Below are 16,792 nucleotides of genomic sequence, written 5' to 3'. Positions count from 1 at the left end.
CTCGCCGGGGGGATCGAAAATGATCAAGGCGAAAAGGCCGGTGAAGAATTTCCACACCGCCTTTCCTTCCTAGACCAGCATGCCCATCGGGTTTTCGATCATGCGCTTGAAGGCGCCCAGCAGCTCCGCGCCGAGCGCGCCGTCGACCGCGCGATGGTCGGTCGAGAGCGTCACCGACATGACCGTGGCAATCTTGATCTCGCCCTTCTTCACCACCGCCCGCTCCTCGCCCGCGCCGACCGCCAGGATCGTCGCATGCGGCGGGTTGATGACGGCGGCAAAGTCCTTGATGCCGAACATGCCGAGATTGGACACCGCCGTCGTGCCGCCCTGATATTCTTCCGGCTTCAGCTTGCGGCTCCTGGCGCGGCTCGCCAGGTCCTTCATCTCGTTGGAGATGGTCGACAGCGTCTTTTCATCCGCATGGCGGATGATCGGCGTGATCAGGCCGCCGGGAATCGACACCGCAACGCCGACATCGGCGTACTTGTGCTTGACCATGGCGTTCTCGGTCCAGGAGGCGTTGGCATCCGGCACCGCCATCAGCGCCATGGCCATCGCCTTGATGACCAGGTCGTTGACCGAGAGCTTGTAGGCCGGAACCTCGCCCTTGTCGGTCTTTCTCATCGGGGCGGCGGCATTCAACTGCGTGCGCAGCGCCAAGAGCGCATCGAGCTCGCAGTCCAGCGTCAAATAGAAATGCGGGATGGTGGACTTTGCCTCGACCAGGCGACGCGCAATGGTCTTGCGCATGTTGTCATGCGGCACGAGCTCGTAGGAGCCTTCGGCGAACAGCTTCAGCACCTGGTCGTCCGACATCGGCTTCGCAGCAGGAGCCGGAGCGGACGGAGCGCCGGCGGGCGCCTTCGCAGTCGGCGCGGCCTTTGCGCTGCCGGACGCGATCGCCGCCTCGACGTCGACCTTCACCACGCGGCCATGCGGACCGGAGCCGGTCAGCGCCGTCACGTCGACGCCGGCATCCTTGGCGATGCGGCGGGCCAGCGGCGATGCAAAGACCCGATCGCCGGCGGCGTGGCCGTTGGCGGCGGGACCGGGCTCAGCCTTCGCCGGCGCGGGCGCCGCAGCGGCCGCCGCTTTGGGCGCTTCCTTGGGCGCTTCGGCCTTCGGGGCTTCCGCTTTCGTTGCTTCGGCCTTGGGCGCCGCATCGCCGCCGCTCTTGGCCGCGGCGGCGGTATCCTCGCCCTCGCCGGCCAGGATGGCGATCAGCGCGTTGACCTTGACGCCCTCGGTGCCGGCCGGCACCACCAGCTTGGCGACCGTGCCTTCATCGACGGCCTCGACTTCCATCGTCGCCTTGTCGGTCTCGATCTCGGCGATCACGTCGCCCGGCGAAACCTTATCGCCTTCCTTAACCAGCCACTTTGACAGGTTGCCTTCTTCCATGGTCGGAGAGAGCGCCGGCATGGTGATGTTGATTGGCATGATGTCCTCCGGACCGGCTCAGCGATAGGTGACGGCTTTGACTGCCTCGACGACCTCGCCGACATTGGGCAAAGCCAGCTTTTCCAGATTCGCCGCATAAGGCATCGGGACATCCTTGCCGGCGATGGTGATCACCGGCGCGTCGAGGAAGTCGAAGGCGCGCTGCGAGACCTGGTTGGCGATGTGATCGCCGACCGAGTTCTGCGGGAAACCTTCTTCCACCACCACGAGACGGTTGGTCTTCTTCACGGAGGCGATGATCGTGTCGAAGTCGAGCGGCCGGATTGTCCTGAGATCGATGATCTCGGCATCGATGCCCATGCCGCGCAGTTCGGCCTCCGCCTTGACCGCATAGGTCATGCCGATGCCGAAGGAGACGAGGGTGACGTCCTTGCCCTGCTTGTGGACACGCGCCTTGCCGATCGGCAGCACGAAGTCGTCGAGCTTCGGCACCTCGAAGGAGTGGCCGTAGAGGATCTCGTTCTCGAGGAAGATGACCGGGTTCGGATCGCGAATCGCGGCCTTGAGCAGGCCCTTGGCGTCGGCTGCCGTATAGGGCATCACCACCTTTAGGCCGGGGATATGGCTGTACCAGGCGGCGTAGCACTGCGAGTGCTGAGCGGCGACGCGGGCCGCGGCGCCGTTCGGGCCACGGAAGACGATCGGCGCGCCCATCTGGCCACCGGACATATAGAGCGTCTTGGCGGCAGAATTGATGATCTGGTCGATCGCCTGCATGGCGAAGTTGAACGTCATGAACTCGACGATCGGCTTCAACCCCGCCATCGCCGCGCCGACGCCGACGCCGGCAAAGCCGTGCTCGGTGATCGGCGTGTCGACGACGCGGCGCGGCCCGAATTCCTGCAGCAGGCCCTGCGTGATCTTGTAGGCGCCTTGGTACTCGGCAACCTCCTCGCCCATGACGAAGACATCGCCGTCGCGGCGCATTTCCTCGGCCATGGCGTCACGCAGCGCTTCGCGCACCGTGGTCGAAACCATTTCGGTGCCGGCGGGAATGTCCGGATCGGCGGCGGCTTCCGTCTTCGGCGCGGCAGCGACAGGAGCGGGAGCCTCGCGTTTTGCCGCGGCTTGTGCCGGAGCCGGCGCTGCCTCAGCCTTGGTTGGCGGCTCCTCTTCACCGATACCTTCGCCGGCCGTGTCGACATCTTCGCCATCGACCGCAAGCACGGCGATGACCGCGTTGACCTTGACGCCTTCAGTGCCGGCGGGAACCACGATCTTGGCGAGCGTGCCCTCATCGACGGCTTCGACTTCCATCGTCGCCTTGTCGGTCTCGATCTCAGCGATCACGTCGCCGGCGACGACCTTGTCGCCTTCGTTCTTCAGCCATTTGGAAAGATTGCCCTCTTCCATCGTCGGCGAGAGCGCGGGCATGAGAATTTCGATCGGCATGTCCTTGCCCTCTCCTTAGAGTACGATGTCGGTCCAGAGCTCGGACGGATCCGGCTCGGCGTCGTTCTGGGCGAATTCGGCGGCGTCGGCGACGATGTCGCGGACTTCCTTGTCGATGGCCTTGAGCTCGTCCTCGCTTGCCCACTTCTTGTCGAGCAGCCGCACCCGGACCTGCTCGATCGGGTCGTGCTCGGAGCGCATCTTCTGCACTTCCTCCTTGGAGCGGTATTTGGCGGGGTCGGACATCGAATGGCCGCGATAGCGGTAGGTCTGCATCTCGAGGATTAGCGGGCCATTGCCGGCGCGGCACCATTCCGTGGCGAGCTCGCCCGCGGCCTTCACGGCGCGAACGTCCATGCCATCGACCTGGAAGCCGGGGATCTTGAAGGAAGCGCCGCGATTGGAGAAGTCGGTCTCCGCCGACGAGCGCGACACCGACGTGCCCATGGCGTAGCGGTTGTTCTCGATGATGTAGATCACCGGCAGCTTCCACAGCGAGGCCATGTTGAAGCTTTCATAGACTTGGCCCTGGTTGGCCGCGCCGTCACCGAAATAGGTGAGCGAGACGTTCTTGTTGTCGCGGTAGCGGTTGGCGAAGGCGAGACCGGTGCCGAGCGACACCTGGGCGCCGACGATGCCATGGCCGCCATAGAAATGCTTCTCCTTGGAGAACATGTGCATGGAGCCGCCCTTGCCTTTCGACAGGCCGCCGCGGCGCCCGGTGAGCTCGGCCATGACGCCGCGCGGCGACAGGTCCATCGCCAGCATGTGGCCATGGTCGCGATAGGCGGTGATCATCTGGTCGCCTTCGACCAGCGCCATCTTCATGCCGGTGACGACGGCCTCCTGGCCGATATAGAGATGGCAGAAGCCGCCGATGAAGCCCATGCCGTAGAGCTGGCCGGCCTTCTCCTCGAAGCGGCGGATCAACAGCATGTGCCGATAAGCGGAAAGCTCTTCTTCCTTGGTGAAATCAGCGGGCTTGGGCGCTGAGAGATTGGGCTGTTTGTCGGATCTGGATTTGGCGGGCGCTTTTTTGGCGGCGGTGGCCATGCGTCACTCCCTGTTGGCGTCTCTTCGCGGACATTCAGGGAGATCGATCGCCTCCCCACCGATTTGCGCGAGGCTAACATGCAAGAATGCATTGCGCCATGCTGAAAAATGCATGGCTGGCATGCATCTAAGCGATTAGAATCATTGCGAATAAAGACGATTAACCGAAGTTCGGTTATTTCGTTGGTGCGGGCAGCATGATGGTGATTTCGTCGGGCTGGGACAGATTGAGCGCCTTTCGGGCCTGCTCGTCAAGCATATCCTTCTCCAGCGTGCCTTCGTGCATCAGCTGGACACGGCGCTCGAAGTCAATCCGGCGCGCCTTCACGGCATCGAGCTGCGCCTGCAACTCCACCGCCTGGGCCTCGAGCCGATATTTGGAATAGATGCCGAATTCGCCGTGATAGGCATGGAAACCGAAATAGGCCAGGAATAGCACGCAGAGCGAGGGGATGATCAGCCTGCCGGTGTTTCTCTGCTTGTGCTGACGTGTCCACATGACCCGAACCCTCGCGGCCGCGAACGCAAGCGACCATGAGTCTTATTTCGCCCGATTGTGCTTAATGGACGGTTACGGACGACCCATTGCACGGTGGCCGGAAACGAAAAGGGCGGGAGTGGCCCGCCCTTTTTGAGGATCGTCAGAACAGGCCGGATCAGCCCTTGATCACCGACTTACCGGCGTAACGCGCCTGCTTGCCGAGCTCTTCCTCGATGCGAATAAGCTGGTTGTATTTGGCCATGCGGTCCGAACGCGACAGGGAGCCGGTCTTGATCTGCCCGCAATTGGTGGCAACCGCGAGGTCGGCGATGGTCGAATCCTCGGTCTCGCCCGAACGGTGCGACATGACGGCGGTGTAGCCGGCCTTGTGCGCGGTCTCGACCGCGTCGAGCGTCTCGGTCAGCGAGCCGATCTGGTTGACCTTGACCAGAATGGAATTGGCGACGCCCATGCGGATGCCGTCGCGCAGCCGCGCCGTATTGGTGACGAACAGGTCGTCGCCAACGAGCTGGACCTTCCTGCCGATCAGGTCGGTCAGGATCTTCCAGCCTTCCCAGTCGTCCTCGGCGAGGCCGTCCTCGATGGTGATGATCGGATAGTCGGCAGCCAGCTTGGCGAGATACTTGGCTTGCGCTTTCGGGTCACGGGTCTTCTTCTCGCCTTCATAGACATAGTTGCCGTCCTTGAAAAACTCGGTCGCCGCGCAGTCGAGGCCGAGCGCGACATCCTCGCCCGGCTTGAAGCCGGCCTTCTCGATCGATTCCATGATGAAATCGAGCGCCGCCGGCGCACTCTTCAGGTTGGGGGCGAAGCCGCCCTCGTCGCCGACATTGGTGTTGTGGCCGGCGTCCTTGAGCTTCTTGCGCAGCGTGTGGAAGATCTCCGAGCCCCAGCGCACACCGTCGCGCAGCGTCGGCGCGCCGACGGGCAGGATCATGAACTCCTGGAAGTCGATCGGGTTGTCGGCATGCGCGCCGCCATTGATGATGTTCATCATCGGCACCGGCAGGATGTGCGCCTTCGTGCCGCCGACATAGCGGTAGAGCGGCAGGCCGGCGGCCTCGGCCGCGGCCTTGGCGACCGCCAGCGACACGCCGAGGATGGCGTTGGCGCCAAGGCGGCTCTTGTTCGGGGTGCCGTCGAGCTCGATCATCGTCTGGTCGATATGGATCTGGTTCTCGGCTTCCATGCCGCCGATCGCCTCGAACAACTCGCCGTTCACGGCCTCGACCGCGCGCTGGACGCCCTTGCCGAGATAGCGAGGCCCGCCGTCGCGCAGTTCGACCGCCTCATGCGCACCGGTCGATGCGCCCGACGGCACCGCGGCGCGGCCCATCGAGCCGTCTTCCAGCACCACATCGACCTCGACGGTCGGATTGCCACGGCTGTCCAGGATTTCACGCCCGACAATGTCGATGATGGCGGTCATTGCGATGTCCCCGATTGATCGATTGAAGCGTCGCGCCCCTCTTAGCCAAAGCGGCGCAAAAGGCAATCGGCGGCTTGGCAATTATTGCCGCGGGCCGGATTCACGAAGCGCAAATTTCTGTCATCATAAGTCATGCGCGTCGCGTACCGTTGTCATCTATGGTCGTGTTCGCGCGGGGCGAAACAGGAGGAGTTTCGCCATGTCCCAGTTGAGCGGTATCGTGAGTTTGTTCCTGATCGCAGCGGCGTTCCTGACGTCATGCGACCATCAAGAGCCGCAGCAAAGCTCGATGGAATTGTCTACTCTCCACGCAGCAGAATAGAGCGAGAAGAGAAGGCCCCCGCATCGCGTATGCGGGGGCCTTTCGATTCGCGATGTGCCGCCTGTCAATGCCAATAAGGCTTCACATGGTAATACTCGAAGGACGCATCGCGCGCAGCTTCGCCATCGGCACCGGTCAGTTCCTCGATGGAATAGGCCGGTGCGGCTTTCAGCTGCTCCTTGGTGAACGGCACGACGTAGCCGCCCTGGTTCTCGTCATAGTCGAGGCTTGCCCAGGGAATTGCGTGGTACTTTTCGCCCATGCCGAGGAAGCCGCCGAAGCCGATGACGGCGAACATGATGCCGTTCGACATCTTGTCGAGCATCACGTCCTCGATGCTGCCGATGTTGTCGCCAGCGGTGTTGTAAACCGAAGTGCCAATGACGCGTGAAGCGGCGATGGCTTCGGTGTGGCCAGACGGAGTAGTCATTCTTGTGCTCCTCTCATTGGAATGTCCGTCTGGACAATGAGGGGAGCGGGCTAAGGTTCCAGACTTTTGCGTTCCGCCCTACTGGCCCTTGGCTATCCGGTCGAAGGCCATCAGCTTTTCAAGCAGCGCCGGCATGTCCTTCAACGGAACCATGTTTGGACCGTCGGAAGATGTCGAGTTGTCGGGATCCTGATGGGTTTCGATGAAGACACCGGCCACGCCGACGGCAACGGCCGCGCGCGCGAGCGTTTCGACGAAGCGCCGTTCGCCGCCGGACGAGCCGCCCTGTCCTCCGGGCTGCTGGACGGAATGGGTCGCGTCGAAAATCACCGGGGCGCCGATCTCGGCCATGACCGGCAGCGCGCGCATGTCCGAGACCAGCGTGTTATAACCGAACGAGACGCCGCGCTCGGTGGCAAGCACGTTCGGATTGCCGGAGCCGGTGATCTTGGCGACGACGTTCTTCATGTCCCAGGGCGCGAGAAACTGGCCCTTCTTCACATTGATGACCTTGCCGGTCTTGGCCGCGGCCACCAGCATGTCGGTCTGGCGCGACAGGAAGGCCGGAATCTGCAGGACATCGACATGCGGCGCGACGATCGCGCATTGTTCCTCGGTATGGACGTCGGTCAGCACCGGGAGCTCAAACTCCTTGCGCAGATCGTCGAAGATCGGCATCGCCGCGTCGAGGCCGGCGCCGCGCGTCGCCAACAGCGAGGTGCGGTTGGCCTTGTCGTAGCTTGTCTTGTAGACGAGGCCGATACCCAGACGTTGCGTCAATTCCTTCAGCGCGCCGGCCATGTCGAAAGCGTGCTGGCGCGATTCAAGCTGGCACGGGCCGGCGATCAGCGACAGCGGCGCATTGTTGGCGAAGACGACCTTGCCGACGGTTACCGATGCATTGGGCGCCAGGGGCTTGCTCATGGGATCTCCCGGAAGATGAAGGCGGCGCCCTGCCCGGGCGCCGGGGCAACGACGATATCCTTGCCGCTCATGTTGTGATCGATGGCGTTCTTCGCAAGCAGGCGCATCACGGCAGCTTTGTCGCGCACCGAGAGGACGATGGCCACGAAGCGCAGATGCCGTGATGGCTTGGCCATCAAGCCGAAGCGCGAGCCATAGTCTTCAGACGAGAGAACGCTGAGGACCGCATTCGGCAGCCGCACGGCATCGCCGCCGCTTGCATCCGCGCCGGCAGCGGTGGCGATCAATCCAATCTGCGTGGCTGGTCTGTCGCTGACGGCGACGATTTCGAGAATACCCGTCACGCCATTACCGTGCGCCTGCAGGGCCGTTCGGTCGATTTTCGGCGCGTTGATGCGCTGGCAGGCAAAGAGAAACGCCTCATCGGCCTCCTTGTCGGATATGAATGCCAGCTTGAAGGAAGCAGTGTCGCTTTTGCCGTTTGCGTCGGTGAAGGCGCGGGAGAAGCTCAGCATCTCGCCGGCCGAGAGGCCAGCCTCGACATAGCGCGCATGATCGGCATCGGCATTGGCGGTGGCGAACACGACAGCGGAAAAGCCTTCATCGCCAAGGGTCTGACGGTAAAGGCGGTCGCGTGCGACGAAGACATTACCCTCGCCTATGGCGCGGTCCGTCGTCTGTTCGTTGCCGATAGCAAGTGGCTCCAGGTAAGTGCCGTCGGCAAAAAAGACGCAGGCATTCTCCGTGCCGAACGGGTGGATGCCCGTGGGCGCGACAACAAAGCCAAGTGAGGTCAGACGCGAACGTACGGTATCGAGGCTCCGTGTCGGCAGCACGAGATGGTCGAGCGGATGGGCGGAGCTTTCGATCATGCCGGCGGGATGTGCCCCATTCCGGCCCGCGGTTCAAGAGCAGCGGACCGACGGGAAGCGCTCCGCCGGTTCAGGCCGCAGCCACGATATCGGCCGAATAGCGCAGTTCGCGCAACGGCTTCACCTTGCTGGTTGTATCCGCGTAAATCGGATGCGCCTTGTAGGCGGCAAGGGCGGCCTCGTCCTCGAACTCCGCATAGACGACCACGTCGATCGCGTTGGAGAACAGATCGACCTTGGTGTTGAGCGTCACCTCGAAATGCTTCGAGTGAGGAATATTGCCGAGCGCCTGCAGGCCCGAGCGCACAGCCTCGATATCTTCCTTGCGCCGCACGCTGAAGAAAACGATGTGCCGGATCAAGCCAGCCTCCCTGCTCGTCGGTTCAGCGGGGTTTCTGTGGGAGCAATGCCCAGACGTCAACCGGCAACGATGTCGCGCCCGCAGCGCGAACCCAGCGAGACCTTACCCGGTGACGTAGCGCACGATGCGCGACATTTCCCGCACGGTCACATCGAGATAGTGGCCGTGATTGTAAAGACCGTCCCAGATCAGGAAGAAGGTGATGGCGACGATGACGATCACATAACGCATGGCTAAAAATTACCGCATGTGAATGGCCGGAACCAGAGCGGGAGCCGCAGCGATCTTGCCAGTTCACTGCTTTTTGCCTGGTGCCGCTTTTGCCTTTGTGCCGGCTTGAGGCGAGGCAGTGCCGCACGGAGTGCACGGCCGGCTCTAGTCGAACCGCCCACTAGGTTGGCCGGATCAAAGCGGGATGCGATACCTGGCGAAGCCTGCCTCGCCTTCGCCGGCAGGCTCGATCTTCAGGGATTTCACCTCGGTGATGAAATCCTTGGCCCTCGGCCCTGTCTCGAAGACGACGCTGGCGCCGGGCAGCGGTGCGAACGACCAGTTGCCGTCCGCGGACGGGTTGATGGTGCCTTCGCTGACGACATAGCGCACGATCACGTCGCGGTTGGTGTCAGGCGCCTCGTAGATGATCTTCGAAGCGTTGATGCCGGGGAAATTGCCGCCGCCGCCGGCGCGGTAATTGTTGGTGGCAACGACGAATTTCGCCGCCGGATCAATCGGCTTTCCGTCGAATTTCAGGTCGACGATGCGGTTGGAACCGGCATTCGCCACGCCACCCTTGGCATCGTATTTCGGCGGTTGCGACAGGTCGATCCTGTAAGTGACACCGTCGATGACGTCGAAATTGTAGGAGGGGAAGTCTGTGTTGATGAGCGGCTGGTCCGCTTTGCCCGGCTCGATCACGACAAGGTGACGTGTCGATGAAGGCGAAGAATTAGCTTTTGTCGTCGTCGCCCTGGGTGATCAGGCGCGCGCTGCGCTGACCTGTGAGATAAATCCATAGCCAGCTAAGCGAGACCGCCAGGCGGTTGCGGAAATCGATCAGGAAATAGATATGCGCTATGCCCCAGAGCCACCAGGCGAGCCAGCCGGTGAGCTTGATCCAGCCGAAATCGATGGCGGCGGCGCGCTTGCCGATTGTCGCAAGGTCGCCGGCATGCCGGTACTGGAAGGGACGCGTCGCCGTGTCGCCGGCGAGCCGCGCCTTGATCGTCGCGGCGACATGCTTGCCCTCCTGCTTGGCCGAGGGCGCCACGCCCGGCACCGGCTTTCCATCCGGCCTCAAGACATGCGCGGTGTCGCCGATGACGAAGATGTCGGGATTGCCCGGCACCGTCAAATCGGGCTCGACCAGCACCCTGCCCGCCCGATCGGCCGCCGCCCCCAGCCATTCGGCAGCCGGCGAAGCGGCAACGCCGGCCGCCCAGATGATCGTCCTAGCCGGCAGGCGCTTGTCGCCGAAGACGACGCCTTCGGCATCGAGTTGTGTCACCGGGCGCCCAAGCTCGACGGTGACGCCCAGCCGTTCCAGCGCCTTGCGGGCATAATCGGAGAGCTGCGGCGCGAAATTGGCCAGGATTCGGTCGCCGGCCTCGATCAGCACCACGCGTGCCTGACGCGTGTCGATGTTGCGGAATTCGCCGCGCAACGTGTCATGCGCGAGCTCGACAATGGTGCCGGCGAGCTCGACGCCCGTCGGCCCGCCGCCGACGATGACCAGCGTCAGCAGCGCCTGGCGCTTCGTCGGGTCGGCCTCGCGTTCCGCCTGCTCGAAAGCGAGCAGAATGCGGCGCCGGATCGCGGTGGCATCCTCGAGCGTCTTCAGCCCGGGCGCGAACGGTTCCCACTCGTCATGGCCGAAATAGGCGTGGCGCGCGCCGGTGGCGAGCACGAGCGTGTCATAGGGGATCGCACTGCCGTCTTCGAGCAGCACGCGCTTGCCGGCGCGGTCGACGCCGGTGACATTGCCGAGAAGCGTCGTCACGTCCTTGCGCCTGCGCAGGAGATGGCGGATCGGCCAGGCGACCTCCGAGGTTGCCAGCGACGTCGTCGCCACCTGGTACAGCAGCGGCTGGAACAGATGGTGATTGCGCTTGTCGATCATGGTGATGCGCACTGGCGCGCCATGCAGCGCGCGGGTGAGCTCGAGCCCGCCGAACCCGGCGCCAACGACCACGACATGATGCTCGGTTTCGCTCATTTCATCCATCTCGCGACGTAGAACGATCACTCAGGGATGTAGGTATTTTTGTGCACTGCAACAACATCGTGCCGGACAGGAAACATGCCCCAGAGTCGTCGCGTCGCGTCGTGAATGCACATGTAGCGCGCCCTGCCACAGGTATAGCGTGAGACAGCACGACAGGAACCTATCATGGCTGATAATCGCGACGACGAAGGGCCGGCCCAATACGCATCGCCGCCCTGCTTCATGCATGAGCTCGAACCGGAATATCGGGAGCCGCTCTCCGACTGGACGGATGTCAGGCGATGGCGCAAGGCCGAGCGCGAGCGGCTCATCAATGCCCGCCTCGCCGTCTCAGCCGACGCGCGCGCCGCCATGTCGGCACGCATCGCGGACGGCATCGACGCGCTGATCGGCGATATAGACGGCCGGATGGTCAGCCTCTATTGGCCGTTTCGCGGCGAGCCGGATCTGCGCGGCTGGATGGCCTCGATCAATGAGCGCGGCGGCCGCACCGCGCTGCCTGTCGTCATCGAAAAGGGACAACCCCTGGTGTTTCGCGCCTACAGACCGGGCGACCGGCTGGAAAAGGGTGTCTGGAACATTCCGATCCCGGCCGAAGGCGATCCGGTGCTGCCCGACATCGTGATCTCGCCGATCGTCGGCATCGATCCCGGCAAATACCGACTGGGCTATGGCGGCGGCTTCTACGACCGGACGCTCGCCGCGATGCCGTTCAGGCCTTTGGTCATCGGCGTCGGCTACGAATTGCAGCGCATCCCGACCATCTACCCGCAGCCGCACGACATTCCGATGACGACTGTGGTGACGGAGGCTGCCGAAGGTAAGTGAGGGTCAAGCCATCTCGGGCCGCAGCCCAACCGCCGTGCGATCGACGATCTCGCGCAAGGCGAAGGATGAGTTGATCTTCGTCACATGCGGCATGGCCGACAGCCATTCCTTGTGGATGCGCTCGTAGTCGACGAGGTCCTTGGCCGCGATGCGCAGGATGTAATCGTATTCGCCCGACATCAGGTGGCAGGAAAGCACATTCGGGCAGCGCTTGATCGCCGCCTCGAAATCCGACAACGTCTTTTCGAATTGCCCCGACAGCGATATGTGCACGATTGCCGTCATCTGGTGGCCGAGCGCGGAATTGGACAGCCGGGCGTGATAGCCGCGGATGGTTCCTGATTTCTCCAGATTGTCGAGCCTGCGCGAACAGGCCGATTGGGAAAGACCGACCTTCTCTGCAAGCGCCGCATTGGGAATCCGTCCATCCTTCTGCAAAGTCTCCAGAATGGCGATATCAATCCTATCGAGCGGCATTTTTCGTGATTCCTGCGAATTTCCAGTCGTTTCGCGCAACGATTATCGAAGAGCGACCATCGCTGCAAGTGCATTCGCAAACACATACGGAACGATTCGTGGTTGACTGCGATTATTGCGTGTCCATCTCCGCGTTCGGAGCCGATGGCATGCGCGAATGACAGGGAGAGCGCCCTTTGAAAGGGCGCGGACAGGAGAAGAAGATGCGTGTCGGCTGCCCCAAGGAAATCAAGAACCATGAATATCGCGTCGGTATGACGCCCGGCTCGGTCCGCGAATATGTCGCGCATGGCCACGAAGTGCTGGTCGAGACGGGTGCCGGCGCCGGCATCGGCGCCGACGACAACGCCTATCGCGCGGCCGGCGCCACCATCGCCAAGACGGCCGCCGACGTGTTCGCCAAGTCGGACATGATCGTCAAGGTCAAGGAGCCGCAGCCCAACGAATGGGTCCAGCTGCGCGACGGCCAGATCCTCTATACCTATCTGCACCTCGCTCCCGATCCGGAGCAGACCAAGGGTCTTCTCGCTTCGGGCGTCACCGCGGTTGCCTATGAGACTGTGACCGACGATCGCGGCGGCCTGCCGCTGCTCGCGCCGATGTCGGAAGTCGCCGGCCGCCTGTCGATCCAGGCCGGCGCCACCGCGCTGCAAAAGGCCAATGGCGGCCGTGGCGTGCTGCTCGGCGGCGTGCCCGGTGTGCTGCCCGGCAAGGTCACCGTGCTCGGCGGCGGCGTCGTCGGCCTGCATGCGGCCAAGATGGCAGCCGGCCTCGGCGCCGACGTCACCATCATTGACCGCTCGATCCCCCGCCTGCGCCAGCTCGACGACATTTTCGGCGGCCGCGTGCATACGCGCTATTCGACGGTCGAGGCGCTGGAAGAGGAATGCTTCTCGGCCGACGTCGTCATCGGCGCCGTGCTTATCCCGGGCGCAGCCGCGCCCAAGCTCGTCACCCGCGAAATGCTTTCCGGCATGAAGAAGGGCTCGGTGCTGGTCGATGTCGCGATCGACCAGGGCGGATGCTTCGAGACCTCGCATGCCACGACGCACGCCGATCCGACCTATGAGGTCGACGGCGTGATCCACTATTGCGTCGCCAACATGCCGGGCGCCGTGCCGGTCACTTCGGCGCATGCGCTCAACAATGCGACGCTGCATTATGGGCTTCAGCTCGCCGACAAGGGCCTCAAGGCGCTGGTCGACGACCACCACCTGCGCAACGGCCTCAATGTCCATAAGGGCAAGATCACCAACCGTGCCGTCGCCGAGGCGCTCGGCTATGAAATGGTCGAGCCGAAGGCCGTCCTCGCCGCCTGACATCCGGCCTGAACTTACTCCTGCCGCGCCCGCCGGGTCATTCCGGCGGGCTTTTTCTTGCGCGCAGAACTGGCACCCAATCCGGGCAACAAAAAAGCGGAGCAAAAGCCCCGCTTCCTCGATGTTGCGATCTGTCGCCGGTCCATCCGCGGTCGACAAATCATCAACGCTTACTGTTTAGCGCAGTAGTACGACGGGAATACGACAGTCTTGGAAGGCCCGGTTCCCATCTTGCCCGCCATTATGCTTCCTTGTGTGAAATGCTTCACATTCGGCTGTCAGGAAAGACGCCTAGACACGCGCCGTTACTGGGCGGCCTGCGCTGCTTGCCGGGTCGGACAAGTCCGACCGGACGGCACTTGCCGACAGCTTCTGTCAGACCCTCCAACGGCCCGCCTGACCATCGGCGGGCTTCTTTTTGGGGTCACGCCGGTTTGGATTGGGCCGGTTTGGGATCAGGCCCGCTCGATCCGGCATTGATAGCAATTGTTCCGCGCAGAACGGACGTGGATGTAGGCGATGTCGTCGCGCCCAAACAGCGTCTGCGCACGGGTGGCGATGTCACCCGTCGGCGTGACCGCGCCGCTGCCATAGACGATGCGATCGTCCTTGCCGTAGCCCCTGACGATATAGTCGCTGCTTTCCAGCATCTGCGGCAGCACTTCCCCGTCTGCGGCGCGCTCGCATTCCTCGGCGTGAAGGAAGATCGGGCCGGTTTCGGCATAGGGCTGCAGTTCCGGGAACGGCCTGTAGGCCACGATCAGGTAGCCCTCGCCCGCTGCGACGTTCTTGAGGCAATGCCTGTAGGGCACGCCGTCACCGTCGGAAATCCGGTGCTCGGGGATGCGGCCATAGGCATCGGGCCCTCCCCGCTGCAAGGCGCGCACGGCTTCGGTCGGCAAGGCTTTGAACTGGATGCTCATGGCAAATCTCCGGTGTCGATGCCCGGAATTATGCCTTGGCGATTGTGCCTCCCACCCGATTCCTGACTGGCGGCGCGCGCATGTGAAAGAGCCCGGCTGCTTTGCACAACCAGGCCCTCGAATATTGGCGGCGTCGGACTAAGCGTTACCGCACGAAATCGTCGAAGCGGCGCAGCGTCACGCGGCGGTTGCGCCAGTTCTCCTGCTGGGTCGGCACGAGCAGGAATTCCTCGCCATAGCCGACGGTCTCCAACGCGAAGGAGGGAACGCCGAACTCGCCTACCAGCGTCCGCTTCAACGAGGCGGCGCGGCGTTCGGACAGGATCTGGTTCGACTCGAAAGAACCCACGGCGTCGGTGTGGCCCTCGATCAGGATGCGCGCGCCGCGGTCGCGGCGCAGGATGCGATGGAGCGCGTCAGCGATGATTTCGACCTTGCCGTATTGCGAGGGGGCGATGGCGGCCGAGCCGAACTCGAAATTGATTGATTGGATGTCGATCGAACGCGCCATGCGCCGCAGATCCGGCCGGCGCTTGAACTCGCGAATGGTGACGCGTTCATTGGGGCGCAGCCTCTTCCTGGGCGCGGCATCGAGTTGCCGCTCGATCGTCGTGGCCGAAGGCGTGGTCGCCTGCGCCGATGCGAGGCTCGGCATGGCAATCGCCGCAATCATAGCCACGGCAAATGTACGTCGGGTCAACATGTCTTTGTCTCCTATAAGCCCGGCCTTAATGCGGCCGGACAATGGCAAAGACACTCTGAAGCGGCGATGAACGGGATGTTCAGGCGCAGGCGGTTCCGGGAAAGGCGTGTTGCGGCTTTTCCGGAAGCGCTTGAACGGCTTTAGTCTCGCATGACGCTGGCAGAGCGCTCGGCGAAGGTCAGCGGGTGCACGACCTCCTTCTTCTGCGCCACCGGCGTGAAGCCGAGCTTCTGGTAAAGCGGCAGAGCCGCCGGATGGTCCAGCGTGCAGGTCTGTACGGTGACACGCCTCGGCCCATGCGCCCAGGCCGCCGAGATCGCGGCGCCAAGGAACCAGCGGCCGATGCCCTGGCCGTGCGCATGTTCCATCATGCCGAAATAGGCGAGCTCCACTTCGTCCGGAAGATGCGGCTTGAGGTCGAAGAAGCCGGCGGGAGCGCCGTCGAGATAGAGCACGCGGATGTCGCGGTCCTCGCGGTGCAGGCCGGCGGCAAGCTCCTCGTCGCTTAGCCTCAGCACATTGACCCAATGCCATTTGCGCCCGACGCGATCCATCAGATAGCGGTAGAAATGGAGCGGGATATCTTTCGTCTTCAGCAGCGCGATCTGGCGATTGTAGGGGATCGGCGGCGAAACCGCCGGCGCCGCATGCATCTCCAGGAATGTGACCGTGACATCGATATCTTGCGGCGTGCCGTTTTCCATCATTCTTTCCCTGTCACCACCGGCGTGTCGCTGAGACCGCCCCATTCAGTCCAGGACCCGTCGTAAAGCCGGTTGTCGGTATGGCCGAGCGTCTCCAGCGCCAGCGTGATCGCCGCCGCCGTGATGCCCGAGCCGCAAGACGTGACAACGGGCTTCGAGAGGTCGATACCCGCATCCTCGATCACCTTGCGCAAGCGGTCCTTGGGCAGCAGCTCGCCATTCTCGGCAAGCGCGGTGATCGGGACATTGTGCGCACCCGGCATGTGGCCCGAGCGGACGCCCTGGCGAGGCTCCGGATCGGTTCCGGCAAAGCGGCCGGCCGAGCGCGCGTCGGCGATCTGGCTCTCTTGGCTGCCAACGATCCTGCGCATTTCGTCGAGACTAACGACCCGGCCCTTGTCGAAATCGGCATAGAACACACTCGGCGCGATCTTGGTCGGCTCGGCCGTCACGGGCCGGCCCTCGGCCTTCCAGCGGTCAAGTCCGCCATTCAGGATGTAGACCTGGAAGACGCCCATGACGCGGAACATCCACCAGGCGCGCGGCGCCGAGAACAGGCCGGGCCCGTCATAGACGACGATGGTGTCGTCGGCCGATACGCCCATGGCGCCGACATATTGGGCGAAGTGCTGCGGCGAGGCCAGTGTGTGCGGCAGTTTCGAATCCGGATCGGAAAGCGCATCCTGGTCGAGGAAGCGCGCTCCGGGAATGTGGGCGGCATCGTATTCGGCGCGGGCGTCGCGTTTTTGTGCCGGCAGATACCAGGAGGCGTCGATGATGGTGAGGCCGGGCTCGCCAAGCCGCTTTTCCAGCCAATCGGCGTCGACGATGAACGGACTGTCCTGCGCCATTCTGTTCTCCCTGCCTT

General features: G+C 63.3%; 18 protein-coding genes and 1 pseudogene. 2 read left to right on the top strand and 17 right to left on the bottom strand.

Going from position 1 to position 16,792, the window contains the following annotated elements; all coding sequences use genetic code 11:
• Positions 1-69: 69 nt before the first annotated feature.
• The 12 genes and pseudogenes from P9273_RS08280 to P9273_RS08225 form a co-directional block, all read right to left on the bottom strand.
• Positions 70-1,443 (bottom strand): pyruvate dehydrogenase complex dihydrolipoamide acetyltransferase, encoded by a 1,374-nt coding sequence (locus P9273_RS08280; RefSeq protein WP_278048442.1) that lies wholly within the window; start codon positions 1,441-1,443, stop codon positions 70-72.
• A gap of 18 nt (positions 1,444-1,461) precedes the next feature.
• A complete protein-coding gene (locus P9273_RS08275) occupies positions 1,462-2,856 on the bottom strand; it encodes a pyruvate dehydrogenase complex E1 component subunit beta (protein ID WP_278048441.1) in 1,395 nt (464 codons plus the stop codon).
• 15 nt (positions 2,857-2,871) lie between these two features.
• Positions 2,872-3,909, bottom strand: coding sequence for a pyruvate dehydrogenase (acetyl-transferring) E1 component subunit alpha (gene pdhA, locus P9273_RS08270; RefSeq protein ID WP_040994706.1), 1,038 nt, complete (start codon positions 3,907-3,909; stop codon positions 2,872-2,874).
• 175 nt (positions 3,910-4,084) lie between these two features.
• Complete coding sequence (locus tag P9273_RS08265) at positions 4,085-4,408, bottom strand: FtsB family cell division protein (RefSeq protein ID WP_040994703.1); 324 nt, start codon at positions 4,406-4,408, stop codon at positions 4,085-4,087.
• A gap of 157 nt (positions 4,409-4,565) precedes the next feature.
• Positions 4,566-5,840: a phosphopyruvate hydratase gene (eno, locus tag P9273_RS08260; protein ID WP_278048440.1), complete on the bottom strand. Its 1,275-nt coding sequence runs from the start codon at positions 5,838-5,840 to the stop codon at positions 4,566-4,568.
• Positions 5,841-6,226: 386 nt separating this feature from the next.
• Positions 6,227-6,592, bottom strand: coding sequence for a PRC-barrel domain-containing protein (locus P9273_RS08255; RefSeq protein WP_040994700.1), 366 nt, complete (start codon positions 6,590-6,592; stop codon positions 6,227-6,229).
• 78 nt (positions 6,593-6,670) lie between these two features.
• Positions 6,671-7,516 carry a 3-deoxy-8-phosphooctulonate synthase gene (gene kdsA / locus P9273_RS08250; RefSeq protein ID WP_278048439.1) on the bottom strand — a complete coding sequence of 282 codons (846 nt, stop codon included), beginning with the start codon at positions 7,514-7,516 and terminating at the stop codon, positions 6,671-6,673.
• Positions 7,513-8,388, bottom strand: coding sequence for a VOC family protein (locus P9273_RS08245; RefSeq protein ID WP_278048438.1), 876 nt, complete (start codon positions 8,386-8,388; stop codon positions 7,513-7,515). Before P9273_RS08245 ends, kdsA begins: the two co-directional genes overlap by 4 nt.
• 70 nt (positions 8,389-8,458) lie before the next feature.
• Entirely contained in the window at positions 8,459-8,749 is a 291-nt protein-coding gene (locus tag P9273_RS08240; RefSeq protein WP_278048437.1) for a Dabb family protein, read from the bottom strand.
• 102 nt (positions 8,750-8,851) lie between these two features.
• Positions 8,852-8,980: a hypothetical protein gene (locus tag P9273_RS08235; protein WP_278048436.1), complete on the bottom strand. Its 129-nt coding sequence runs from the start codon at positions 8,978-8,980 to the stop codon at positions 8,852-8,854.
• Between the two features lie 174 nt (positions 8,981-9,154).
• Positions 9,155-9,661, bottom strand: a pseudogene (locus P9273_RS08230) (5'-nucleotidase C-terminal domain-containing protein); the annotation flags it as partial.
• Between the two features lie 34 nt (positions 9,662-9,695).
• Positions 9,696-10,961, bottom strand: coding sequence for an NAD(P)/FAD-dependent oxidoreductase (locus P9273_RS08225; protein WP_278048435.1), 1,266 nt, complete (start codon positions 10,959-10,961; stop codon positions 9,696-9,698).
• Positions 10,962-11,135: 174 nt separating this feature from the next.
• Here P9273_RS08225 and P9273_RS08220 point away from each other — a divergent pair, with 174 nt between their 5' ends.
• Positions 11,136-11,798, top strand: coding sequence for a 5-formyltetrahydrofolate cyclo-ligase (locus tag P9273_RS08220; RefSeq protein WP_278048434.1), 663 nt, complete (start codon positions 11,136-11,138; stop codon positions 11,796-11,798).
• Positions 11,799-11,801: 3 nt separating this feature from the next.
• Here P9273_RS08220 and P9273_RS08215 read toward each other — a convergent pair whose 3' ends face one another.
• Entirely contained in the window at positions 11,802-12,275 is a 474-nt protein-coding gene (locus P9273_RS08215; RefSeq protein WP_040994689.1) for an Lrp/AsnC family transcriptional regulator, read from the bottom strand.
• 203 nt (positions 12,276-12,478) lie between these two features.
• Here P9273_RS08215 and ald point away from each other — a divergent pair, with 203 nt between their 5' ends.
• Entirely contained in the window at positions 12,479-13,594 is a 1,116-nt protein-coding gene (gene ald, locus P9273_RS08210; RefSeq protein ID WP_278048433.1) for an alanine dehydrogenase, read from the top strand.
• A gap of 455 nt (positions 13,595-14,049) precedes the next feature.
• On the opposite strand, the gene P9273_RS08205 is transcribed toward ald, so the two are convergent.
• From P9273_RS08205 to sseA, 4 genes are all read right to left on the bottom strand, one after another.
• On the bottom strand, positions 14,050-14,517 hold the full coding sequence (locus P9273_RS08205; RefSeq protein ID WP_278048432.1) for a DUF1203 domain-containing protein: 468 nt from the start codon (positions 14,515-14,517) through the stop codon (positions 14,050-14,052).
• A 145-nt stretch (positions 14,518-14,662) separates the two neighbouring features.
• Complete coding sequence (locus tag P9273_RS08200) at positions 14,663-15,220, bottom strand: OmpA family protein (protein WP_278048431.1); 558 nt, start codon at positions 15,218-15,220, stop codon at positions 14,663-14,665.
• 140 nt (positions 15,221-15,360) lie between these two features.
• Entirely contained in the window at positions 15,361-15,924 is a 564-nt protein-coding gene (locus P9273_RS08195; RefSeq protein WP_040994683.1) for a GNAT family N-acetyltransferase, read from the bottom strand.
• Positions 15,924-16,775 (bottom strand): 3-mercaptopyruvate sulfurtransferase, encoded by an 852-nt coding sequence (gene sseA, locus P9273_RS08190; RefSeq protein ID WP_278048430.1) that lies wholly within the window; start codon positions 16,773-16,775, stop codon positions 15,924-15,926. Before sseA ends, P9273_RS08195 begins: the two co-directional genes overlap by 1 nt.
• Between the last annotated feature and the right edge of the window lie 17 nt (positions 16,776-16,792).

Source organism: Mesorhizobium sp. WSM4935, from assembly GCF_029625735.1.
GTDB lineage: Bacteria > Pseudomonadota > Alphaproteobacteria > Rhizobiales > Rhizobiaceae > Mesorhizobium.
Note: the sequence above shows the minus strand (reverse complement) of the source record. Positions and strands in the feature narration are given on the sequence as shown.